Origin of the sequence: Nguyenibacter sp. L1 (assembly GCF_035199985.1) — a bacterium.
Lineage (GTDB): Bacteria > Pseudomonadota > Alphaproteobacteria > Acetobacterales > Acetobacteraceae > Gluconacetobacter > Gluconacetobacter vanlangensis.
The window spans coordinates 1019774-1042270 of the sequence record NZ_CP127015.1 but is presented as its reverse complement, the minus strand read 5'-3'; the positions used below and the strand labels follow the sequence as shown (position 1 = coordinate 1042270).

The 22497-nt window shown below is 69.8% G+C and carries 24 protein-coding genes; 5 read left to right on the top strand and 19 right to left on the bottom strand.

Translation table 11 applies throughout. The features are described 5' to 3' along the window. Positions 1–369 (bottom strand): DUF488 domain-containing protein, encoded by a 369-nt coding sequence (locus QN315_RS04610; protein WP_323991708.1) that lies wholly within the window; start codon positions 367–369, stop codon positions 1–3. Between the two features lie 141 nt (positions 370–510). Between QN315_RS04610 and QN315_RS04605 the strand changes: the two genes are divergently transcribed. Next, positions 511–1332 (top strand): Ku protein, encoded by an 822-nt coding sequence (locus QN315_RS04605; protein ID WP_323991707.1) that lies wholly within the window; start codon positions 511–513, stop codon positions 1330–1332. A gap of 14 nt (positions 1333–1346) precedes the next feature. On the opposite strand, the gene ligD is transcribed toward QN315_RS04605, so the two are convergent. From ligD to QN315_RS04590, 3 genes are all read right to left on the bottom strand, one after another. Beyond that, positions 1347–3926 carry a DNA ligase D gene (ligD, locus tag QN315_RS04600; protein WP_323991706.1) on the bottom strand — a complete coding sequence of 860 codons (2580 nt, stop codon included), beginning with the start codon at positions 3924–3926 and terminating at the stop codon, positions 1347–1349. A 3-nt stretch (positions 3927–3929) separates the two neighbouring features. Beyond that, on the bottom strand, positions 3930–4769 hold the full coding sequence (locus tag QN315_RS04595; protein WP_323991705.1) for a Ku protein: 840 nt from the start codon (positions 4767–4769) through the stop codon (positions 3930–3932). A gap of 78 nt (positions 4770–4847) precedes the next feature. Then, entirely contained in the window at positions 4848–5351 is a 504-nt protein-coding gene (locus QN315_RS04590) for a ferritin-like domain-containing protein (RefSeq protein ID WP_176640964.1), read from the bottom strand. 361 nt (positions 5352–5712) lie between these two features. Here QN315_RS04590 and QN315_RS04585 point away from each other — a divergent pair, with 361 nt between their 5' ends. Beyond that, complete coding sequence (locus QN315_RS04585; protein ID WP_323991704.1) at positions 5713–6621, top strand: cytochrome c oxidase assembly protein; 909 nt, start codon at positions 5713–5715, stop codon at positions 6619–6621. After that, entirely contained in the window at positions 6618–7253 is a 636-nt protein-coding gene (locus QN315_RS04580; protein WP_323991703.1) for an SCO family protein, read from the top strand. Before QN315_RS04585 ends, QN315_RS04580 begins: the two co-directional genes overlap by 4 nt. Here QN315_RS04580 and QN315_RS04575 read toward each other — a convergent pair. The 14 genes from QN315_RS04575 to QN315_RS04510 all read right to left on the bottom strand — a co-directional run bounded on the left by QN315_RS04575 (position 7240) and on the right by QN315_RS04510 (position 20582). After that, complete coding sequence (locus QN315_RS04575) at positions 7240–7527, bottom strand: oxidase (protein ID WP_176640669.1); 288 nt, start codon at positions 7525–7527, stop codon at positions 7240–7242. The genes QN315_RS04580 and QN315_RS04575 overlap by 14 nt on opposite strands. Then, on the bottom strand, positions 7524–8159 hold the full coding sequence (locus QN315_RS04570) for a cytochrome c oxidase subunit 3 (RefSeq protein ID WP_323991702.1): 636 nt from the start codon (positions 8157–8159) through the stop codon (positions 7524–7526). Before QN315_RS04570 ends, QN315_RS04575 begins: the two co-directional genes overlap by 4 nt. Then, a complete protein-coding gene (locus QN315_RS04565) occupies positions 8156–9778 on the bottom strand; it encodes a cbb3-type cytochrome c oxidase subunit I (protein ID WP_176640667.1) in 1623 nt (540 codons plus the stop codon). Before QN315_RS04565 ends, QN315_RS04570 begins: the two co-directional genes overlap by 4 nt. Then, a complete protein-coding gene (gene coxB, locus QN315_RS04560; RefSeq protein ID WP_323991701.1) occupies positions 9775–10419 on the bottom strand; it encodes a cytochrome c oxidase subunit II in 645 nt (214 codons plus the stop codon). Before coxB ends, QN315_RS04565 begins: the two co-directional genes overlap by 4 nt. A 9-nt stretch (positions 10420–10428) precedes the next feature. Then, positions 10429–10809 (bottom strand): hypothetical protein, encoded by a 381-nt coding sequence (locus QN315_RS04555; protein WP_323991700.1) that lies wholly within the window; start codon positions 10807–10809, stop codon positions 10429–10431. Next, complete coding sequence (locus tag QN315_RS04550; RefSeq protein ID WP_323991699.1) at positions 10806–11891, bottom strand: hypothetical protein; 1086 nt, start codon at positions 11889–11891, stop codon at positions 10806–10808. The genes QN315_RS04555 and QN315_RS04550 overlap by 4 nt, the downstream gene beginning before the upstream one ends. Further along, on the bottom strand, positions 11888–12418 hold the full coding sequence (locus QN315_RS04545) for a cytochrome c (RefSeq protein ID WP_323991698.1): 531 nt from the start codon (positions 12416–12418) through the stop codon (positions 11888–11890). The genes QN315_RS04550 and QN315_RS04545 overlap by 4 nt, the downstream gene beginning before the upstream one ends. Then, complete coding sequence (locus QN315_RS04540) at positions 12415–13023, bottom strand: quinol:electron acceptor oxidoreductase subunit ActD (protein ID WP_323991697.1); 609 nt, start codon at positions 13021–13023, stop codon at positions 12415–12417. Before QN315_RS04540 ends, QN315_RS04545 begins: the two co-directional genes overlap by 4 nt. An 11-nt stretch (positions 13024–13034) precedes the next feature. After that, positions 13035–14381 carry an NrfD/PsrC family molybdoenzyme membrane anchor subunit gene (nrfD, locus tag QN315_RS04535; protein WP_323991696.1) on the bottom strand — a complete coding sequence of 449 codons (1347 nt, stop codon included), beginning with the start codon at positions 14379–14381 and terminating at the stop codon, positions 13035–13037. Next, positions 14378–17278, bottom strand: coding sequence for a 4Fe-4S dicluster domain-containing protein (locus QN315_RS04530; protein WP_323991695.1), 2901 nt, complete (start codon positions 17276–17278; stop codon positions 14378–14380). The genes nrfD and QN315_RS04530 overlap by 4 nt, the downstream gene beginning before the upstream one ends. 29 nt (positions 17279–17307) lie before the next feature. Next, on the bottom strand, positions 17308–17958 hold the full coding sequence (locus tag QN315_RS04525; RefSeq protein ID WP_323991694.1) for a cytochrome c3 family protein: 651 nt from the start codon (positions 17956–17958) through the stop codon (positions 17308–17310). A gap of 162 nt (positions 17959–18120) precedes the next feature. Then, positions 18121–19500: a putative glycoside hydrolase gene (locus tag QN315_RS04520; protein WP_323991693.1), complete on the bottom strand. Its 1380-nt coding sequence runs from the start codon at positions 19498–19500 to the stop codon at positions 18121–18123. Next, positions 19497–20366: a polysaccharide deacetylase family protein gene (locus QN315_RS04515; protein WP_323991692.1), complete on the bottom strand. Its 870-nt coding sequence runs from the start codon at positions 20364–20366 to the stop codon at positions 19497–19499. Before QN315_RS04515 ends, QN315_RS04520 begins: the two co-directional genes overlap by 4 nt. 21 nt (positions 20367–20387) lie before the next feature. Continuing rightward, positions 20388–20582 (bottom strand): hypothetical protein, encoded by a 195-nt coding sequence (locus QN315_RS04510; RefSeq protein ID WP_323991691.1) that lies wholly within the window; start codon positions 20580–20582, stop codon positions 20388–20390. A gap of 48 nt (positions 20583–20630) precedes the next feature. Between QN315_RS04510 and QN315_RS04505 the strand changes: the two genes are divergently transcribed. Together QN315_RS04505 and QN315_RS04500 are read left to right on the top strand one after the other, a co-directional pair. Beyond that, a complete protein-coding gene (locus QN315_RS04505; RefSeq protein WP_323991690.1) occupies positions 20631–20858 on the top strand; it encodes a hypothetical protein in 228 nt (75 codons plus the stop codon). A gap of 164 nt (positions 20859–21022) precedes the next feature. Further along, the gene (locus tag QN315_RS04500; RefSeq protein WP_323991689.1) at positions 21023–22186 is read left to right on the top strand and encodes a hypothetical protein; all 1164 of its coding nucleotides are present in this window, start codon (positions 21023–21025) and stop codon (positions 22184–22186) included. On the opposite strand, the gene QN315_RS19565 is transcribed toward QN315_RS04500, so the two are convergent. Beyond that, positions 22068–22451: a cupredoxin domain-containing protein gene (locus QN315_RS19565; RefSeq protein WP_408904585.1), complete on the bottom strand. Its 384-nt coding sequence runs from the start codon at positions 22449–22451 to the stop codon at positions 22068–22070. The genes QN315_RS04500 and QN315_RS19565 overlap by 119 nt on opposite strands. Positions 22452–22497: the final 46 nt, after the last annotated feature.

Below are 22497 nucleotides of genomic sequence, written 5' to 3'. Positions count from 1 at the left end.
TCAGCCGCCTCGCGCCTGCTCCAGATAGGCGGCCAGCACGATCGCCTGGTTATGCGCGGGATCATGGGCGGCATAAAGCAGCGTGACCGGCCCCGCCGCGACCTGCCGCATCAATTCCGCGACGCCGGCCGGATTGGCGTCCAGTTCCGCGCGATAGCGCCGCGCGAACGCCGCCCATTTCGCCGGATCATGCCCGAACCACGCGCGCAGTTCGGCCGACGGCGCGACCTCCTTCAGCCACAGCGTCAGGCCGGCGCGGGCCTTGCTGATCCCCCGCGGCCACAGCCGGTCCACCAGGATGCGCGCCCCGTCATCGGGGGCGGGCGGGTCGTGGATCCGCCTGACGCGGATGGCGTGCTGCGTTTTCATCCTGACCGCTGATGACGCGCAAGATCTGGATTCGGTTGCTCCGGCGCGCGGCAACCCCGCCACCGGGCAACCGGGGCGCGGCGCCGGCGTTCGCAGCCTGTCGGCGAAGGGGCAGGCGGGGGGCATGCCAGGGGGGGCACCATGGCGGCACGCGCATTCTGGTCCGGCTATCTGAAACTGTCCCTGGTCACCTGCCCGGTGGCGATGATGCCGGTGCGGCGCGACAGCGGCGCGCTGCATTTCCACACGCTCAATCGCCGGACCGGCCACCGGGTGCTCAGCCGCTATGTCGACGCCCTGGACGGTCGGCCGGTGGCCGATGACGACCAGGTGCTGGGCTATCCGCGCGACGAGGAATCCTACGTCCTGCTCGAGGACGCCGAACTGGACGCGGTTGCGCTGGACAGCACCCATACGATCGACGTCACGCAGTTCGTGCCGGCCGGGCAGGTCGGCCTGGTCTGGTACGACACGCCGCATTTCCTGCTGCCCGACGATCCGGTCGGGGCGGAAGCCTTCGCGGTCATCCGGGCGGCCATGGCGGCCGGCAACATGGTCGGGATCTCCCGCCTGGTCCTGTACCGGCGCGAACGCGCCGTCCTGCTGGAGCCCAGGGACCGGGGGATGGTCCTGTGGACGCTGCATTACGGGAACGAGGTCCGGGACGCCGCCGATTATTTCGCCCCGGCCGAGGACGGATACGGGCGCGCGGAAATGGGCCTGCTGCAGAAACTGATCGACCGGCAGAGCCGCCCTTGGGACCCGGACATGCTGGACGACCCGGTGCGCGAGAAACTGCTGGAGATGATCGCGGCCAGGCATCGCGGCCGCAGGCGGGCGAAAGCCGGCGCGGCGCCCGCACCCGGCGGCCAGGTCGTCAGCATCATGGACGCGCTGCGGGCCAGCCTGGAGGAAACCAGCCGGGACGAAAGCGGAAAAGGAAAGCGGCGCAAACGGTCCTGACCGCCCACGGGCGTTCACGCCCGCCCGTCTTCTGCCCGCCCGCCTCCTGCTCGCCCGCCTCCTGCCCGCCCGCCTGTCGTTCGCCGCGCCGCCTCCAGCGGCCGGGCGGCGGCGTGGAACGCCGCCCACGGGTCCGCCGTCGGCGCCGCCAGCCGCGCGGCGATGGTGCCCAGGGTGAAATGGGCCGGGCCGATGTCCGGGCCCAGCTCGTCCCACGCCACCGGGGTGGCGACCGGCGCGCCAGGCCTGGCGCGGGGAGAATAGGGGGCGACGGCGGTCGCGCCGCGCTGGTTGCGGAGGTAATCGATCAGAATCCGCCCATGGCGGCGCGCCTTGCTGAGGGTGGCGACGTACGCGCCCGGACTGTCCGCCGCCATGTCCTGCGCCAGGCCGCGGGCGAAGGCCTTGACCATGCCCCAATCCGCCCGCGGCGCCAGCGGACTGACGACATGCAGCCCCTTGCCGCCGGACAGCTTGGCGAACGCCGCCAGCCCAGCCCGTTCCAGGCGCGTCCGGACCTCGCGGGCCGCCGCGACGACCGCCGGCCAGGGCACGCCTTCGCCGGGGTCCAGGTCCATGACGATCAGGTCGGGATGCTCCCAATCCCGGCTCGTGGCCCCCCAGGGATGGATTTCCAGGCTCGCGGCCTGTACCAGCGCGATCAGCCCGTCCAGGTCGCGAATGCCGATGAGCCCTTCCCCCGCCGCCGCCCGGGGATCGTGTAGCGCAACGACAGGCTTGCCGGCGCCCTGCCACGGATGTTTCTGAAAGAACCGCGCCCCTCCGATCCCGGTCGGGCAACGCAGCAGCGCCAGCGGCCGATCGGTGATGAAGGGCGCGATATGCGGCCAGATCGCCGCGTAATACGCGGCCAGATCCTGCTTGGTGATGCCGGCTTCGGGCCAATAGGGCCGGTCGGGATGGGTCAGGTCCATGGCGCGTCCTGTCGGCGCAAGGGGCGTCTCCTCCCGGATGATGTCGGCGGCCGGCTTGTCCTCGCGCAGGCCGCGAAACGACGCCTGGCGCACATGCCCATCGGCCGTCCAGCCCTGAAAGGCGATTTCGGCCACCAGTTCGGGGCGCAGATAGCGGATATCGCGCCGCTCCACGGCGGTCAGCGGCGTGGCGAACGGGCTGCGCGGAATGGTCAGCGGCGCCAGGCGGCGAAACAGGTCCCGCGCCATGTCGGCGGTAAAGCCGGTGCCGGCCCGCCCCACATGCACCAGCCGGCTTCGATCATGGGCATCGTGGACCCCCAGCACCAGCGAACCGATCGCCCGAGGCGCGCTGCGCGAGGGCATGTAGCCGCCGATCACGAATTCCTGCCGCGCCCCGCATTTGGTCTTCATCCAGTCCCGGCTCCGCCCGGGCCGATAGGGCGCATTCCGCAGCTTGGAGACGACGCCCTCCAGCCCCAGCCGGCAGGCCTGGCGCAGCACCGCATCCCCCGCCACGTCGAAATGGGCGCTGAAGCGCAGCACGCCGGTCTCGGCGGATACCAGCCGATGCAGCAGCCCCTTGCGCGCGTCCAGCGGCGCCGCCTGCAGGTCGTACCCGTCGAGATACAGCAGGTCGAAGGCATAGAACGCGAAGCGATCGGTCCGCCCGGCGCTCAGATCGGCCTGCAGCGCCGAGAAATCGGACGCGCCGTCCGGCCGCTCCACCACCAGTTCGCCGTCGATCAGCGCATTCCGGACCGGCAGGGCGGCCAGGGCGGCGGCCAGTCGCGGGCCGAAGCGATCGCTCCAGTCCAGCCCGGTCCGGGTCAGCAGCCGGACATGCCCGCCATCGATCCGGGCCAGCAGGCGATAGCCGTCGAACTTGATCTCATGCAGCCATTGCGGGCCCCGGGGCGCGATGCGGGCCAGGCTGGCCAGGGCCGGCGCGACGAAATCGGGCAGCGTTCCGGCCCGCGCGCCCGGCAGGCCGCCCGGCGCGGCGGGCGCCGCCGCGGCATCGGCCGTGACGGTATCGGCCGTGCCCTGGCGGGCCGCGCTCTGGCCGGTTGCGCTCTGGCCGGTCGCGATCTGGCCGGCTGCGATCTGGGCGATCGACCGTCCGGTGACGATCGAATCCGGCCGTTCTTCCAGGATATCCGGATCGCTCGCCGCCCTGGCCGCATCGTCTTCGCCCTTGATCAGCAGCCAGTTCTCGCGCCGCTCCGGCCTGCGCGGGCGCATGCGCACCAGATGCCAGCGTCCGCGCAGCTTTTCGCCATGCAGTTCGAAATCCAGGTGGCCCTTCGCCAGGCCCGCCGCGGGGTCATGCAGCGGGGTCCATGTCCCCCGGTCCCACATTTCCACGGTGCCGCCGCCATATTGGCCCTGCGGGATCACGCCCTCGAACCCGCCATAATCCAGCGGATGGTCCTCGACATGGACGGCCAGCCGCCGCGTGCCGGCGACCAGGCTGGGGCCCCGCGTGACGGCCCAGCTTTTCAGCACGCCGTCCATCTCCAGGCGAAAATCGTAATGCAGGCGCCGCGCCGCATGTTTCTGGACCACGAACATGTGCCCGCCCGCCGGGGCGGCATCCCCGGCGGGTTCCGGCGTCACGCGGAAATCGCGCTTCTGGCGATAGGATGCCAGGCCCATGGTTCATCCGGCCTTGCGACGCGGCGGCTTTCCGCGCCGGGCGTGGCCGGACGCGGGGCGGGCAGGGGGCGCGGACTGCGCGCTGGCCCGCAGCGCCGCCATCAGGTCGATCACCTGGCCGGCCGGACGCCGCGGTGGTGCCCGGGGCACCCGGCCGGCCAGCTTCGCCCGGATCAGGTCGCCCAGCGCGGCCTCGTACCGGTCGGTGAATTGCGTGGGGTCGAAATGACCCGATTTGCTTCGGATGATCTGCTGCGCCAGCGCGATCATGTCGTCGTTCAGCGCCAGGTCGGGCAGGTCGGCAAACGCCTCCTGCGCCGGATGGATTTCGTCCCTGGTGTTCAGGACGGTCGCGATCAGCCCGTCGCCCTCCGGCCGGATCAACAGGGTGCGGACGCGGCGGAACAGCACCGTCCGCGCCAGCGCCGCCACGTGCCTGGCGCGCATGGCATCGCGGACCAGGGCATGGCGCGCCCGCCCGTCCGCCGTGCCCGCCGCCAGGTAATAGGAACGATCCATGTACAGGTCATCGATCTCGTCGCTGCGCACGAACGCAGTCACCGACAGGATCTTGTCGCTGTCCGGCACCGCCTCGGCGATGTCGTCGGCGTCCAGGATCACGTATTCGCCCGGCTCGGTCTCGTAACCCTTGACCTGGTCGTCGCGCTCCACCGGCTCGCCGGTGGCCTCGTCGACATAATGCCGGCGAACCCGGTGGCCGGTGGCGCGGTTGATGATGTGGAACGCCACGCGTTCGGCGGTGGATACAGCCGTATAGAGCGCGACCGGGCAATCCAGTTCGCCGATCCGCAGCGTGCCGCGCCAATTGGCCCGCGCCGTCATGCAGATATCGCCATTACGCGCCTCCGTACGCGGCTCCGGCCACCAGCCGCGCCGGGCGGCCGGTGGCCCGTCCGGGCGTTACGCCGCCTGTTTGTTCAGCCGCTCCTCGGCCAGTTTCGTCAATTTGTCGTCGGCGGCATATTCCTCGCTCAGGGTCATGCCCAGGATGTCCGCGCATTCCGGATGGCCCAGTTCCTTCGCCCAGGCGATCAGCGTGCCGTAGCGGGTGATTTCGTAATGTTCCACCGCCTGGGCCGACGCGGCGATGGCGGCGTCCATCACCTGCGCATTGTCCACATCGCCCGACACGTCCTCGGCTTCCTCGATAATGCCGTCGATCGCCGGGCATTTCACGGTGGCGGGCGTGACTCCGCGCATCTGGAACACCTGTTCCAGGCGGACGACATGGCCTTTCGTTTCCTCGAGATGCGACCGCAATCCCTCCTTGAGCTCGGGGGACGACGCCTTGTCGATCATCTTCGGCAGGGCGCCGAGGATTCGCTTTTCGGCATAGAAGATGTCCTTCAACTGATGCGTGAAGAGATCATTCATCGAATGCACGTCTTTTGTGAAAAGTCCCATGACACGTCTCGCATCGTTTCGCGGACGGGGCCAGGATCGCCCCCCGCTCGGGATGATGCCAGGGCTGGGCCGGCTGGCGGGCCTAATGTGCGCCCGCGCTTCCGTGGATGGAAGCCATGGTCACCGCGACGTGAAAAAGACGGCGGGGATGAAAGGGGATGGAAACCAGGGGGGATGAAGAACCGCCGGAACCCGCCCGCATCCGCGCGGTTACGGTCGGCGGACAGGGTGGTGCCGGCAAAGGAGGAATGCCGTGTCTGGTGCGGCATGGCGGGACATGGCCAGGGCTCGGGCTTGGGCTTGGGCCAGGACTTGGGCCAGGGCTTGGGCTCGGGCTTGGGCTCGGGCTGGGAAATGCGTCGTGCCGGCCGCGATCCTGCTGGCCGGCGGCGCGATGGACGTGCTGTGCGATCGCCGGCCCGCCCATCTGCCCTGGTGGATGCCCAGCGTTTTTTCCTGGCCCGTCTATGGCGGCTGCATGCTGGCGCTGTGGCTCTATTGCCGCGGCTGGCGGCGCCTGCGCCGCCAGGGGATGATATCGGAGATCGGCCCGGGACGGGCGCCCGTCTTCTTCCTGCTGGGGGTGGGGGCGATCTATGCGGTGCTGCAGACCCATTTCCTCTATGCCGCGCAGCATCTCTTCACCTTCAACCGGGTGCAGCATCTGGCGATGCATCATCTGGGGCCGTTCCTGATCGCGCTGTCCGACCCGGGGCCGGTACTCCGTCACGGGGCGCCGCCCTGGCTGCGCGCCGCCCTCGGCCGGCCGGCGATGCGGGCGGCGATACGGGCGGTCATGCGGTGGGTGCAGCATCCCGTGCCGGCCTGCCTGCTGTTTTTCGGACTGGTCTGGCTGTGGCTGATCCCGCCCGTGCATGTCCGGGCGATGCTGGACCCGACCCTGTTCGCGGTCATGAATGCCGGCATGGTGATCGACGGCCTGCTGTTCTGGTTCCTGATCCTCGATCCGCGCCCGGGGGGAGGGGACGGCATCCTCTCCCAGCCGGCGCGCCTGTTCCTGGTGACGGCGGTGCAGTTGCCGCAGATCGCCGCCGGGGCGGCGATCGCCTTCGCCGGGCGCGATATCTATCCCTATTACGACATATGCGGCCGGCTGGTCCCCGGCATCGATGCCGGGCTGGACCAGCAGATCGGCGGTTCGATCGTCTGCTATGGCGGCGGGATGATGAGCGCGCTCGCCGCCCTGATCCTGTTCGGCCGGCTATGGCGCGACGACAGGCCCGCCGCGACCGTCCGGGGGGCCGCATGACCGGCCCCCTCGGGCATCCGCCCGTCCCGCGCCGCGCGGCGCTGGCGATGCTGGGCGGCGCCACGCTCGCCGCCTGCCGGCGCCAGGCCCCCTGGTACGGCATGGACGTGCGCGGCATCTCGCCCGACCTGGCCTTCGCCCTGCATCGCGCGCCGCAGGGCCGGGCGGTGACGCAGGCCGATTTCCGCGGCACGATCTGCATGCTCTATCTGGGCTATACGCTCTGTCCCGATCTCTGCCCCATGACCATGAACTATGCGGCATCGGCCCTCGCGCGCCTGGGGGCAGGGGCGGGGGCAGTACGGGTGCTGTTCGTCACGGTCGATCCGCTGCGCGATACCGATGCGCGCCTCGGATCCTATGTCGCGCAGTTCGGCCCGTCCTTCGTCGGGCTGCGCGGCTCGGACGACGCGCTGGCCCGCCTGGCCGCGCGCTATCGCCTGGCCTACGACGTCACGCCGGGCCCGCCTTATCGCGTGACGCACAGCGAGGCCCTCTATGTCTTCGACCGTGGGTCGCGGGCCCGCCTGCTGATTTCCACCGAGCATGACGGCAACGATCCGGCCGCGTGCATCGCCGCCGACCTGGACCGCCTGCTGCGCGAGCCCGGGCCGGACGTCAGGGGGGCATGATGGCGGTGCGCGTCAGCGGGTCGATGATCCCCAGCCCCAGCATGACCGTCAGCCACACCACGCAGGCGATCGCGAAGATGCGCGACAACGCCGAGCCATTGCGCAGATTCATGAAGAACAGGGCAACCAGCGCCGCCATGGCCAGGCCGAACAGCGGCGCCCAGTCCGGCCGCCCCAGCACGCGCGTGACCAGAAGCTGCGCCGCCAGCAGCCCGGCCAGTGCCAGCCAGGTCAGGCCATAGGGCAGGTAGGGATGGCGGGCGGGCGGCTTCACGACGCACCCAGATAGATCAGCGAAAACAGAATCATCCACAGCAGGTCGACGAAACTCCAATAGAGCCCCACCGCTTCGACCGGGGTGTAATAGCCCGGATGGACCCGGCCGCGCGCGGCCAGCCGGCCGATCCACGCGATCAGTCCCAGCCCGATCGCCAGATGCGCCATGTGCAGGACCGTTCCCAGCCAGTAGAACATCCAGAACAGGGCGGCGCCCGGCGGCATCGCCGGGTCGCGGGCGATCGCGCCGGGCAGCAGGTTCCGGGCAAGATCCAGGCGCCATTCGTAAAGTTTCAGTCCCATGAAGACCAGTCCCAGCAGCCCGGTCGCCAGGCAGAGCAGGATCAGGCGCCGCCTGTGGCCCAGCCGGACCGCCGGCAGGCCGCAGGCGAACAGCGCGCTGGAGGTCATCAGCACCATCGTGTTGATCGTGCCGATCGCAAGGTCGGTCCGCCGCGCCGCCTGGGCGAAACCGGCCGGGAAATGCACCCGGTAGGTCAGCCAGGCCAGGAACAGCCCGCCGAAGAACAATCCCTCGGTCGCCAGGAACAGCCACATGCCGGCAATCGCGGTCGCGGCTTGCTCGCGCATGTCGCGAAACTGGAATTCCACCCGGTCCTGGATCGTCATGGCGGCATGTCCTCTTCCCGGCGGGGATAGGCGTAGGGCGGTCCGGTGACCACCGGAATGACGGCGAAATTCTCGGTGGGCGGCGGAGAGGCGGCCTGCCATTCCAGCCCGGTCGCCCCCCACGGATTGGCCGGCGCGCGCGCGCCGCGCAGCAGCGACGCGCCCAGATAGACCAGCGGCAGGACATAGGCCGCCGCCAGGATCAGCGCGCCCCCGGTGGACAGGACGTTCAGCGCGGTGAATTGCGGGTCATAGGACGCATAGCGCCGCGGCATGCCCAGATAGCCCAGGATATATTGCGGCATGAAGGTGACGTTGAAGCCGGCGAACAGCAGGATCGCGGCACAGCGGGACCAGAAGGCCGAATAGAGCCGCCCGGTCATCTTGGGCCACCAGAAATGCAGCCCGGCGAAGAAGGCGGTGACCATGCCGCCGACCATGATGAAGTGAAAATGCGCGATGACGAAATAGGTATCGTGCAGATAGACGTCCGCCCCCAGCCCGGCCAGGAACAGCCCGGACAATCCCCCGGTGGTGAACAACCCCACGAAACCCAGCGCATAGAGCATGGGCGCGTCGAGGCGGACATAGCCGCGCTCCAGCGTGCCGATCCAGTTGAACACCTTGATCGCCGAGGGCACCGCGACGCCATAGGACAGCAGCGAGAACACGGTGTTCGAAAAGGTCGAGACGCCGGCCACGAACATATGGTGGCCCCAGACGAAGAAGCTGATGACGCCGATGGCGATGCTGGCCCAGGCGACGAACTTGTATCCGAACAGCGGGCGCGAGGCGAAGGCCGGAATGACCTCGCTGACGATGCCGAAGCCGGGCATGATCATGATATATACCGCCGGGTGCGAATAGAACCAGAACAGGTGCTGGAACAGCAGCGGATCGCCGCCCATGACCGGGCCGAAGAAGCCCACCCCCCAGATCCGCTCGGTCGCCATCATCATCAGGACCATCGTCAGCACCGGCGTCGCCAGCACGTTCAGCATGCTGGTGGCATAGAGCGACCAGCAGAAGATCGGCAGCCGGTACCAGGTCAGGCCCGGCGCGCGCAGCCGGTGGATGGTGATGATGAAATTCAGCCCCCCGGCGATCGAGGAATAGCCCGCCAGGATGATGCCCAGCGCCGCCAGCGCCACCATGCCGTGCGCATAACCGGTCGAAAACGGGGCATAGAAGGTCCAGCCGGTATCCAGCCCGCCGCGAAAGAACGCGGTCAGCACGCAGGCCCCGCCGGCCAGGAACAGATACCAGCTCGCCAGGTTCAGGCGCGGAAAGGCCAGGTCGCGCGCGCCGACCATCAGCGGCAGCACGAAATTTCCCAGCACGGCCGGCGCCGCCGGCACCAGGAAGAACCAGACCATGATGATGCCGTGCATGGTGAACAGCCGGTCATAGGCCGCCCGCGACCCCAGCAGCCCCGCCGGCGACAGCAGGTTGAAGCGGATCAGCGCCGCCGCCGCGCCCCCCAGCAGGAAGAACAGCAGGATCGTGCCCATGTACAGCAGGCCGATGCGCTTATGGTCTGTCGTCAGCAGCCACGAGCGCAGGGTCAGCCCGTCGGTCAGGTAATTCCCGCCGGGCGCGTGGGATGGCAGGACGTTCATGGGGCCGCTCCTTCAGCCGGAGATGGCGCGTCGCCGCCGGGATGATCCAGCCAGTCCCGATAGGCGGCGGCCGGCATGACGATCACGTGGCCGACCATCAGCGCATGGTCCAATCCGCAATATTGGTCGCAATACAGGCGAAACCGCCCGGTGCGGGTGGTATGGAACCAGATCATTGTATAGCGGCCGGGCAGCACGTCGCGCTTGATGCGAAAGGCCGGCACCGAGAAATCATGGATCACGTCCTCGGACGTCATGACGATCTCGATGTCGCGATCCACCGGCAGATGCACCAGGTTGATCTCGCGCACGCCGTTCGGCTGCTCGGCCTTCCACATCCATTGCTTGGCGGTGACCGCGATCTTCATCGCGCCCTCCGGCGCGTGCATCTGGCGCAGATACAGGTCCGCCGCCCACACATCCAGCACGAAGAAGGCCAGCATGGTCGCCGCCGTCCAGCCGACTTCCAGCCCGAACGTCCGGGTCGGCAACGGCCTGCGCCGCATCGGGTTGCCGGCCCGGAACCGCCAGCCGAAATACAGCATCAGGCCGAAGACCAGCACCAGCACCAGGGCGCTGACCACGACCAGCGCCAGCAGCAGCCAGTCGGTCTCGGCGGCGGTGCGGGTGGCGGCGATCATGCCGCCCGCCTAGCGGCCGCCGGGCGGCGGGGCCGGCCAGTCGCCGATCCCCTGCCGCGCCAGCCGCGCCATCGCCGCGTCGATCGGCTGATGCACCAGCCCCGCGCCGCGATCGACCCAGTACAGCCCGTTCAGCGCCGCCAGGTCCCGCTGCCGGTCCCGCGCCATGTCCATGTCCGGCCGGGCCTGCAGGCGCGGCGCGGGCAGGACGGGCAGCGGCAGCATCGTGGCCTGGTCGCGCATCGCCGGCCCGAACAGCAGGATGCACGCCCCCGCCAGCCCCACCAGCGTCAGTAGCGTGGCGCCCAGGCCCAGCGCCGCCGCGCGGAAGGAAATATCCGCCTCCTCGCGCCGCGCGGGCGGCAGGTCATGCTCGCCATAGCGGCTCATGCGCCGCCTCCCGCGCGGGTCGGATGCGCCGGCGGCCGATAATACAGCCACGCCAGCGCCGTCACCCCGCCGAAGGCCAGCAGGCATGCCGCATCCAGCCCATCCGGCCGCCGCCCCAGCGCGGGCAGGACCAGCCACCAGACATGCAGCACGGTGGTGGCCGCGGTCAGGACGCAGATGCCCCGCAGCACGCGCGCCCGCCGCCGCGCCGCGGGCCAGAGCAGCACGAAGAACGGCACCGCGAAGCGCAGCACCGCCAGGGCCACGCCCATCCCGGTCCAGAAGGGCGTCAGGCGGCGCAGATACCACCCGGCGTCGCCGGCCAGGTTCGATTGCCAGACGACCAGCAACTGGCAGAAGGCCAGATAGGCCCACAGGACCGTCAGCGCCAGCAGCAGCCGGCCCAGATCGTCCCGCACCGCGCCGCCGATCCGTTCGGGCGAACTGGCGGTCGCGACTGACAGCGCCAGGATCGCGGCATCGGCGGCACACAGCATGCCATAGATGCCGGACGTGAAATCCTCCAGCGACATGGCCAGGTCGAACATCGCCAGGGTGAAGCTCACCGCCAGCGCGAACAGCATCGGCCCGGCAATGGACGCCACCGACGCCCCCGCGCGCAGCCGCCGCACGATCATCGCGGACAGCACGCTCCACAACAGGGCATAGGCCACCACCCGGGCCGAGAAGAAAGGCGCGTTCAGCCACCCGCCATTGCGCAGCGCCGCCCCCGCCTCCGCCCCTGCCTCGGGCCGCGCCCAGCGATAGAGCGGCGACAGGTTCAGCAGCAGCGGCACCAGCAGCGGCGGCAGCAGCAGCGGCAGCGCCGCCACCGCATCGCGCAGCGCGGGGCGCAGGGCATGCCCCCAGCGCCCGCCTGTCAGGGCATGGGCCAGCAGCAGCGCCATGCTGCCCAGCGACCACATGATCCACAGCAGCAGCGCGCCCAGCCACGCCCCGGCGAAATCGGCGGGGTCCAGCAGCCAGCCCAGCAGCGCGCCGCCCCCGCCCAGCACCGCGCAGGCCAATGCGGGCCCGAGGATCGACGCGTCCGGACGGCGGGGCGGCGTCATCATCATCATGGCAGCCGACTCCGCTCCGCGGGCGACAGATCGGCCAGGCGGGTGGCGCGGGCGGCCTGCAGCGCGCGGACATAGGCCGCGATCGCCCAGCGGTCGGCCGGCGGGATGCGCTGCGCGAAGCCGTACATCTTACCCATCCCCTGGTTGCCCCTCCCCTGGTCGCCCGTGCCTTGGGCGATGACCGCGACATAGCGCTGCGTCGGTGCCCGGACGATGCGTGCGTCCGCCAGGTCGGGCGTGGGGGCGAAGCCCCGCTGGACGATCATGCCGCGCCCGTCGCCGGTCTCGCCATGGCACGGGGCGCAGAAGATGCGATAGCGCTGCTGCCCGCGCTGCAACAGCGCCAGGCTCAGCGGCGGCGCCGCCTCCGGACGGCTCTCGAAGGCCACGACATGCGGCGGCACGGGCGGCGGGTCGCCCCGCGCGTCCGACCAGGGCAGGACCTTGCGCTGGTGGCGCATGTCGTCGCACCCGGCGGCGGGCAGCAGGCAGAGCACGGCCAGCAGAAGGCGCCGCCGATCTCTCATTCCCGACGCTCCTCTCGCACACCGGCCTGTTGCGTATCGGCCGCGTATTCCTCGATGCTCGACGCGCCCTCCGCGCCCATCAGGTCGGCGATCCGCGCTGTCGCCGCGTCGTCGGGGGCCGCGACCGCGACGAACCAGTGATCGATCATCGCCCGGCGGAAGGACGGGTTTTCGTCGACCGGGTCATAGAGGCGCAACAGCCGTGCGGCGACCAGATAGCCCGCGAAACCGCTCAGCATGGCGCCCATGAATCCGGCCTCCAGCGCGAAGGGAATATAGGCCGGCCAGAAGAAATGCGGCCGCCCGCCGATATCCAGCGGATACGCCGCCACCGTGGCATAGGATTGCAGGCCGAACGCGCCCAGCGCGCCGCCCAGCCCGCCCAGCAGCATGACGACCGGCAACCGCGACCCGCCCCCCGTCCCGGCGCCCGTCCCGGCGCCCATCCCGGCGTCCGGTTCCGTCGGGCCGTACGACGAAGCGGGCGGAAAGCCCTGCGCGCCCAGCCGCGCCATGGCCGCATCGCGCTGCGCGGCGGTGGCGAAGCCGCCCAGGACATGACGGCGGACAGGATGTGCCGGCGCCATGGGCCCTGTCCCGCTCATGTGCGTCCCGCTCATGCGCGCCGCGCGGGCAGCAGCGCGCGCATCTCGAACATGGAAATCGCCGGTACCACACGGATGGTCAGCAGAAAGCCGGTGGCGAACAGTCCCACCGTGCCGGCGAACAGGGTCCAGTCCCACAGGGTCGGGTGGTAATAGCCCCACGACGACGGCAGCGGCCCGATGCGCGGGATCTGGATGACGATGCCGTACCGTTCCAGCCACATCCCGGCCACCGCGCCCAGCGAGACGACCAGCACGGTCGGGATCGTCCGCCGCGCCGCGCGCCACCAGTAAAGCTGCGGCAGCAGGCAGTTCAGCACGATGGTCGCCCAGTACACGCCGGAATCGAAGCCGAAGAGACGCTCGTGGAACATGCGCAGCTCGGTCGCGTCCTGCGCGTAATAGACGGTAAAGATCTCGACCAGATAGGCATAGCTGACGCACAGGCTGGCGGTCAGGGTCAGGCGGCACAGCACGTCGATATGGCGCGCGGTGATATAGGCGTGGAAACGCCAGATCCGCCGCAGCGGGATGACCAGCAGCAGCACGGCGGCAAAACCCGACAGCACCGCCCCGAAGACGAAGAAGGGCGGATAGAAGCTGGCATGCCAGCCCGCCGCCTCGCCGCCCGCGAAATCCAGCCCGACCACGCTGTGGACCGAACAGACCAGCGGCGCCATCACCGCGGCCATCACGGCATAGGTGGCGCGGAAATGCCGCCATTGCCCGTCATCGCCGCGAAAGCCCAGCGCCGCGATGCCGTACAGGATCCGCGTCCGCCGCCCCGCGGCCCGGTCGCGCAAGGTCGCCAGGTCCGGCAGCAGCCCGAACAGCCAGAACAGCGCCGACGCGACGACATAGGTCAGGATGGCGATGAAGTCCCACATCAGCGGACTTTTGAAATTCGGCCACAGATCCATGGTGTTCGGATACGGGAACAGCCAGTAGAAATACCATGGCCGCCCCAGGTGCAGGATCGGATACAGCGCGGCGCACAGCGCGCTGAACAGGGTCATCGTCTCGGCGATGCGGTTGATCGCGGTGCGCCATTCCACCCGCACCAGAAAGAAGAACGCCGAAATGAACGTGCCGCCGCTGGCGATCCCGATCCACCAGACATAGGAAAGAATGTCAAAACCCCAGACATTGGGCCAGTTGTTCCCCCAGATCCGGATGCCCAGATAGAACAGCCGCCCCACCGCGACCGCCATTCCCGCCAGCAGGGCCAGCGCGGGCACGAAGGCCGCCCACCACCAGCGATAGGACGCGCCGCCCAGCGGCACGGCACAGACCGCGTCGGTCATCGTGGTCGCGGTCTGGCCCGGGGCCACCAGCGGCGCCTCGCCTGTGCCGGTCATGTGCCGATCTCCGGGTTGGGATTGCGGATTCGCGCCTCATAGGTCACCCGCGGCCGCGTGTTGTGCTCGGGCAGCAGCACGTAATCCAGCGGGCTGCGCTTGCGCCGCGCCACGTCGGATGCCGGGTCGTTCAGGTCGCCGAAGGTGAAGGCCCGGGTCGGGCAGGCGGCCTGGCAGGCGGTGGTGACCTGCTCGGGGGTGCCGTCGATATCGTGCGCGATCCGGGCCTGCGCGATCCGCTGGATGCAGAAGGTGCATTTCTCCATCACCCCCCGGGCGCGGACGGTCACGTCGGGATTGCGCGATTCCGCGGGGCGCGGTTCTGCGGCGGCATAGGCGCCGTAATTGAAGCGCCGCACGCGATAAGGGCAGTTATTGGAACAGAAGCGCGTGCCGGCGCAGCGATTATAGACCATGACGTTCAGGCCCTCCTGATCGTGCATGGTCGCGCCGAACGGGCAGACGATTTCGCACGGCGCCTGCTCGCACTGCATGCACAGCACCGGCTGCCGGCGGATGTCGGGCGCGTCCTCCGGCCCGTCGAAATAATGATCGATGCGCAGCCAATGCATTTCGCGCTGATGCAGCACGGCATCCTTGCCGACCACCGGCACGTTGTTTTCCGCGCCGCAGGCGGCAACGCACGCATTGCAGCCGATGCAGGCATTCAGGTCGATGCTCATCCCCCAGGCGGTCTGCCCGCCGGGCGGCAGCCGGTACAGTTCGGGACCGACGGCGTCCCCTTTCAGGAAATCGGGACGGGCCAGGAATTCGGCCAGCGTGCCCTGGCGCGCGATGTCTCCGGGGGCGGCATCCATGACGTCGTGGTGATCGGTGCTGGCGATCGCGACCTGCCGGCCGGTCGGGCGCAACGTGACGGCGGCGCCCTCGGCCGGGCGCAACGGATAGGTGTCATAGCCGGCGTGGCGCCCCACTGCCCCCACCACATGGCGGCCCGCGCCGAACTGCGCGACCACGACTCCCGCCGCCTGGCCCGGCACGATCCAGACCGGCAGGCGCATGGTCCGGCCGCCGGCCGCGATCTCGACCTCCGCCCCGTTCACCAGGCCCAGCGCCCGCGCCGTGGCGGGGGCGATCAGCAGCGGATTGTCCCAGACCAGCCTGGTCGCCGGGCGGGGCAGTTCCTGCAGCCATGGATTATTGGCGAACCGCCCGTCCCACAGATGCGGGTCGGGACGGCAGGCCAGGCGCGGCCCATCCGGGGCGGCAGGCGGCAGGGGGGGCGGCAGGGCAGGCGGCGCCAGGTCGCGCAAGGGCAGGCGCAGCGGCGTATCCAGCGGGGCATGGGCCGTCCCGCCCACCACCCCCAGCGCCAGCGCGTCGCGCCACGCCGCATCGTCCAGCCGGTCCCGCCAGGTCAGGCGGCAGGCGTCATAGGACCCCGGAGAGCCAGCGCCCTCCGGTCCCGTCAGCGCGTCCAGGATGGCCGGCGCGCTGACGGCACCGAACAGCGGCAGCGCCTGCGGCTGCATGATCGTGGCGGTGCCGTCGAAGGCCCGCGCATCGCCCCAGCATTCGAAATCATGGGCCAGCGGCACGGACCAGCGCGCCAGGGCGGATGTCTCGTCCGGCGCGCGGGCCAGGGCGATGGACAGGTCCACCCGCGCCATCGCGTCGGCGAAGCCGGGCAGCGTAAAGGCCGGGTTGCTGTCCAGGACCAGCAGCGCCTCCACCCGGCCGGCCTGCATGTCGTCCAGCAATGCGGCCATGTCGGACGCCATGTCCACGTTGCGATAGGCGGTCGGGTCGATCAGGTCGAAGGTACGGCCCCGTCCGCCCAGCGCCTCGTTGACCGCCAGGACCAGCGCATGGTCCTCGGGGGCCAGGGAAGGGCCGGCATGCAGCAGCGCCGCCCCCCGATGGGCCTGCAGGTCGCGGATCAGCGGCGCCAGCCAGTGCGGCGCGTCCGACGGCAAGGCCGCGCCCTGCAGGATTGCCGCCCCGATCATGCCCAGCAGGCGCCGCAACGCGTCCGGCGCGGCGGGGAAACGGTGGTCGGCGACGGCGCCGATCAGGGTCGGCGTCGGCTCGATGGCGTACAGGCGGCTCATCCGCGCCGTCCGTGTCGGGTTGCGCCGTCCGGCCAGGTCGCGCGCATGGCGGACATGGCCCGGCGCCGACCCGATCAGGTCGCTGTCCAGCGCCAGGATCACGTCGGCGCGGGCCGGATAGGGCAGCAGATCGACCGGCCGGCCATAGGCGCGCACCGCACCCGCATCGGCATTCGTGCGCCAGGCCGGTTCCCATTGATGCCACCGCGCCCCGGGCCACCGGGCGACCGCCCGGTCGATCAGCCGCCCCAGGGTCGGCGAGGTCACGCGCCCCGTCACCAGCCGCAGCCCCGCCCCCTGGCGCGCCCGCAACCGGTCGCGCAACGCCGCCAGCTCGGCCCGCAGCGCCGCCGCGCCGGCCGGCCTGCCGCGATACAGCAGGCCGGCCGCCCGGTCCGGGTCGTAGAAATCCAGCAGGCTGGCCTGGGCCCACGGGTCGGTGGCCCCCAGGCTGGCCGGGTGGTGCGGATTGCCCTCGATTTTGATCGGCCGGCCGGTGGTGTGGCGCACGACGATGCCCAGCGCGTCGCCGCCCAGCACATGGGCGCTGGCATAATGGTCCGGCCGCCCCGGCACGATCCCCGCCGGCGCGCGCACGGCGGGAAACAGGGATTCGCCCTGGCCGCACCCCGCCAGCCCATCCAGCATCAGCGATGCCGCCACGGCCTGCATCACCTGCCGCCGTCCCAGCCTGTGACCGGCGGCCCCGTCCAGCGCCGGAACATGCCCGGTCAGGTGCGCCGGATCGTCCAGCAGCCTGTGCCAGCGGCCGCGACAGGCATCGGCAACGCTGCGTGCGGCGTCCATGCCGGCAATCTCATCCATGCGGGCCTCGCTGTTCCGTGACCGGACATTTAGCGATGACAGATCGAACATTCGGTCAGGTTGCGCCCCCCGATCCCGTAGCGCGCCATCAGCGCGGCCGGCGGCGGGGTCGAGGGGCCGCGCACCCATTCCGTATCGAAGATCGCATCGGCGGGGCGTAAGTTCGGCCCGGGGTTGCGATGACATGCCAGGCAGAACGCCATGGTCAGGCTATATTGCTTGTACATCAGCGGCATGGCGGCCACCGCCCCATGGCAGGACGCGCAGCCCACGCCCTTGGCGACGTGGATCGCATGGTTGAAATAGACATAATCCGGCAGGTCGGTGATCCGCCGCCAGGCGATCGGGCGGTTTTCGGCCAGGCTGCGGCGCACCGGCGCCAGCAGGGCGGCATTGGTCCAGATCTGCGAATGGCAGGTCATGCAGGTATAGGTCGGCGGCATCCCCGCGTCCGACGAGATCTCGACCGTGCTGTGGCAGAACCGGCAATCGATCCCCAGGCCTGCGACGTGATGCTGGTGGCTGAACGGCACCGGCTGGTCGCGATCGAACCCCACGCCGCGCGCATAATGCGTGCGCGGCCATGCCAGCCACCATCCCACGCCGCCCGCCAGCAGCAGCGCGACCGCAATCACGCCGATCCGGGCGTAAAGATTGCTGACGGGGCTGAACAGCGCCATGGCCGGCCATTCCGGATCAGCGCCGGAGGGCGGGCAGGGGCGGGATCGGCGGCATGCGCACCTCCATTGCTGGGCCGCGTTCCGCGGCCGGCCGGACAACGTCCGTTTCGTCCCTCGGGTTTCTGGACGATGCCGGCCGGGGTGATCGGCCGCCGGGTCGGATTAACGCCCCGCCGCGATGACGGGCATGGGCGCGGTCGCGGACATGGACGCGCTCGCGGGCAGCGCGTCATAGACGTTGCGCGGATTCCACATCATCCACCCATCGGATCCGAAATCGGTCGCGGCCCGGATCTGTGCTGCGATCTCGTCCGGCCCGAACGGAATGCGGTCGAATGCGTAATCCCGAAACGCCTGCAGCCACGGGCGGAAGCGTTTCGGCGAAATATCCAGGCGCCGCCGCGCCATCTCCAGACTGCGATAGACGATCTCATAGGGGTGGCGCGTCGGCGCGCCGACGCCGGGAATGCCGAAGGTAAAGCCCGACGGATAGAGCATGGGCGACAGGTAATCGACCAGGGGCGCCATGCGTTCCAGTTGCTGCCCGATGCCGGTATCGTCCCGGTTCCACGCGACATAGCCGAAAATCGTGGTGGCCAGATAGACGTTATAGGGCAGAAGCTGCCGGCGCGCCTCGGCCAGGAACGCCGTGACGGCGGCGACGCGGCCGGCCTGGCTGGCCGCGTCCGGAAAGCGGCCGCGCGCGGCCTCGTCGGGAAAACGGATGTAATCGAATTGGATTTCGTCAAACCCGGCCTGCGCGGCCTCGATCGCGACCGCGATGTTGTACTGGCGCACCGCGGGCTGGGACGGGTCGGTCCAGGCCATGCCCTGCCGGTCGTGAAACAGGCGGCCATCGGGCAGGCGCACCGCAAGGTCCGGCCGGGCCGAGGCCAGCGGCAGGTCCTTGAAGACGACGATCCGCGCGATGGCATACAGGTTCCGGGCATGCAGCATGCGCACCAGGGCACCCAGGTCGGGAATGGTCGTCATCCGGCGCGCCCCGTCGGCGATCGCCAGGGGAATGCGGCTGGGATAGGGGACCAGGCCGCGATCGCCCTTGACGTCGATGACCAGTGCGTTCAGCCCGGACTGCCCGATCAGCGCCAGCGCCCGGTTCCGCAACGCGGCCGAACCGATGCCGTAGCTGGACAGATACAGCGCCTTCGGCACGAAGGGGGTCAGAGCCATCGTCCCGTCGGACGGCAGGGCGGCGATGTCGGCCGTGCCGGCGCGATAGCCGGGGGCGCGGATGAAGGCCCGCCCGTCCGTCCGGGCAATCACGCCGCGCCCCGAAACATCGGTCTCCAGCACCTGGTCATCCGGCACCTGATCCGGCTCCTGGTCGCCCAGCACGATGCGCGCGCCCGCGACGGGGCGGCCGGTCGCGGCATCGACGACATGCAGCGTCACGGCCGCCGCCCGGCCGCCCGGCGCCGGCGGCAGCCCCCAGGCCAAGCTGCCAAAGACCGGGGCAAGGACCGGGGCAAGGACCAGGGCAAGGACCAGGGCAGGCCGGCGGAAATGGCGCATGCCGCTCATGGCGCCGCCCGTTCCGGCATTGTGGTCGGCCGGGCGGCAGGCGGACGCTCCGCGATGGCGCCCGACATGGAGATATCCGACATCGGGATACGGGGAATATCCATCGGATCGACGCCCGGACGCGCGGCCCCGCCGCCATAGCCGAAGGCCGCGCGATAGCCGGCGCGCCGCGCCGCCGCGCGCAGTTCGGGATCGGCGATGCCGAACGGCCAGGCCAGCATGTCGACCGGCACCGCCAGACGGCGCGCCAGGACCGATTTCGATCGTGCCAGTTGGTCCGCGACGAAGGCGCGATAGGCATCCGGCGCCAGACGCGCGCGTTCCACGCGGAAATTCGGGTGCCAATAGGTATGGGACTGCACCGACACCAGGCCCGATCGCAGCATCTCGGCCAGTTGCGCCCAGGTCAGCGCATAGGATGCCCGGGAAATGGCCGAGGGATAGAGGAACAAGGTCACCGGAACATGCCGGCGCAGGATGATCGGATAAAGCTGCGTATAGACCGATACATGGCCGTCATCCGCCGTGATCGCGGCGACGGGGCCGTCGGCGGTTGCCATGCCCTGCAGGATATCGATGGCCTGCCGCAGCGGCACGATGCGGTACCGATGCGCGGCAAGCCAGTCCAGTTGCCGTTCGAATGCGGCAATGGTGACGGTCGTCGGACCGCGCCGCACGGGATCGAAGCGATGATAGGCCAGGATCGGAATGGCGCCGGGGCCGGTCGTCTCCGCCATGCAGGACGGCGCGGCGCAGGAGGATGCGGCCGCCAGGATGGCCATCAGCAGGGTCGCCAGCACATGCGGGCCGGGGCGAAGGATGCCCGGCTGACCCGCATACCGCCAATATCCCGCGCGCAGCATCATGCCGTCGGGTGACTCCGCACGTCAGCAAAGGGGTTTGGGGGTCTCTTCGATCAGATATTCGGACGCCTCCAGCACCGCGTTCCAATAGGCCGTCAATTCCGCGTCATCGGCCTCCATCGCCTCGTCCCGCCTGGCCCGCGCGACGCCGGCGGCCTGATCGCCATGGCGCTCCACCAGTTCCATCGCCGCCGCGGGAACCGGCTTCAGACGTAACATCTTCCGTCCTCCATGCACCTGAACCGGGCCTGCATCTGGGAGTACGTGATGATGGTTCAATCAACGGCGCGCGAACGTGATGCAGGCCCGGGACGGGCGGCGCCCCGTTCCGCCTTCCGGAAATTCGTTTCCGGCCCATCTTCTGGATCATCCTCTGAACCATCCTCTGGGCAGGGCCTCGGGAAGGGACGACATGACCGCCAAAAAGCCGTCGAAGCCACCACCGCCAAAGCCACCACCGCCAAAGCCATCATCGCCAAAGCCATCATCGCATGACGATCACCGAGCGACGCGTGCAGGAGAAAAGACCGGATCCGGTTCCGCCGCGGCCGAAAGGGATCAAAAACCGGGGCATGCGCCGAAGATCGTCCGCACGCCGGGACAAGGGGGAATCTGCCGATAACCCGCCGGCGCTCCGGCACGTATCGCCGGAACCTCCCGTGTCTCTGGACCAAAAAGTGCGCTTTCTGTCCGATCCGCGGCACTATCCCGGACATCCCCGGTCGGTCATCATGCGCGAGACGCATATGTCCTGGGTGTTCCTGGCGGGATCGCGCGTCTACAAGCTCAAGAAGCCGGTTCGCTTCCCCTATCTCGATTTTTCCACGCCCGATCGTCGCGCGGCGGCATGCCGGGCCGAAGATCGGCTGAATCGCCGCCTGGCGCCCGACGTCTATCTGGGGGTCGTCCCGCTGGTCGCCGGGCCCCTTGGTCTCGGCATCGGGGGGGCGGGGCGCGTCGTCGACTGGCTGGTCGTCATGCGGCGCCTCGATGATCGGGGGTTTCTCGACGCCGCGCTGCGCGCCCGTGCGCTGCCATCCGCCAGCCTGGACCGGCTGTCGGCCGCGCTGGTGCGGTTCTACGCGCACGCGGCGCCCGTTCCCGTCCGGTTGGCCGCGCCCGCCCTGCGACGCACCTGGGACCTCGCCCTGGCCTATAACCGGCATGTGCTGCTGGATCCGGGCTTTCCCCCGCCCTGGCACCTGCCCTGGGGCATCGTGGCGCGGATCGACCGGATCCAGACGCGGTTCCTGCATCGTCATTTCGGCGCGATCCTGGCGCGCATCCGGGCCGGACGCATCGTCGACGCGCATGGCGATTTGCGGCCCGAACATATCTGGCTGGCGCGGGATGTCACCATCATCGACTGCCTGGAATTCGACGCGCGCCTGCGGGCACTCGATCCGCTCGACGAAATCGCCTTCCTGCAACTGGAATGTGCGCGACTGGGCGCGCCGTGGGCCGGGGCGCGCATCGCGCGGCGCCTGAAGCCCGTGATGCAGGGGCGCGGCACGGACGCCCTGCTGCTGTTCTATCGCAGCCATCGCGCCATGCTGCGGGCGCGGCTGGCCATCATGCATCTGCGCGACGCCCGGCAGCGTACCCCGGAAAAATGGCCGCGCCAGGCGCGCGCCTATCTGCGCCTGGCACTGTCCGACGCGTTGAGGCTGCAACGCCTGACCCGCGGTGACGGAGGCAGCTTTCCTATCGCACGGTCACCGTTCCGGTCATCTCCGGATGATACGCACAGAAATAGCGATACCGACCCGGTGCGACGAACCGGAAGGAAAACCTGTCGCCGATATCCAGCGGCGGCGACCTGAAAATCTCCGGCTCGGGCACTCCCTGGACGGTGGCGACGAGTTCGTGCGCCGTGTCGCCGGTGTTGGTCCAGGTTACCGTGGCGCCGGTCCCGATCGTCAAGGTCGCGGGGATAAAGCCGGTATCGGCGATTTTGACCTGGATTTCGGTCCGCGCCGGCACGGCGCCGCTCGCCTGGCCCGGCAGAGGCGCCGTCAGGACGCAGCAGGCCGCAAGGGCGGAGGACAATATCCGCGCGCCGCGACGGGATATGGGCCAGTACGGCATGACACCTGTATCGATCTTCCGATTGTTTATGAAAAACATGGCGGCG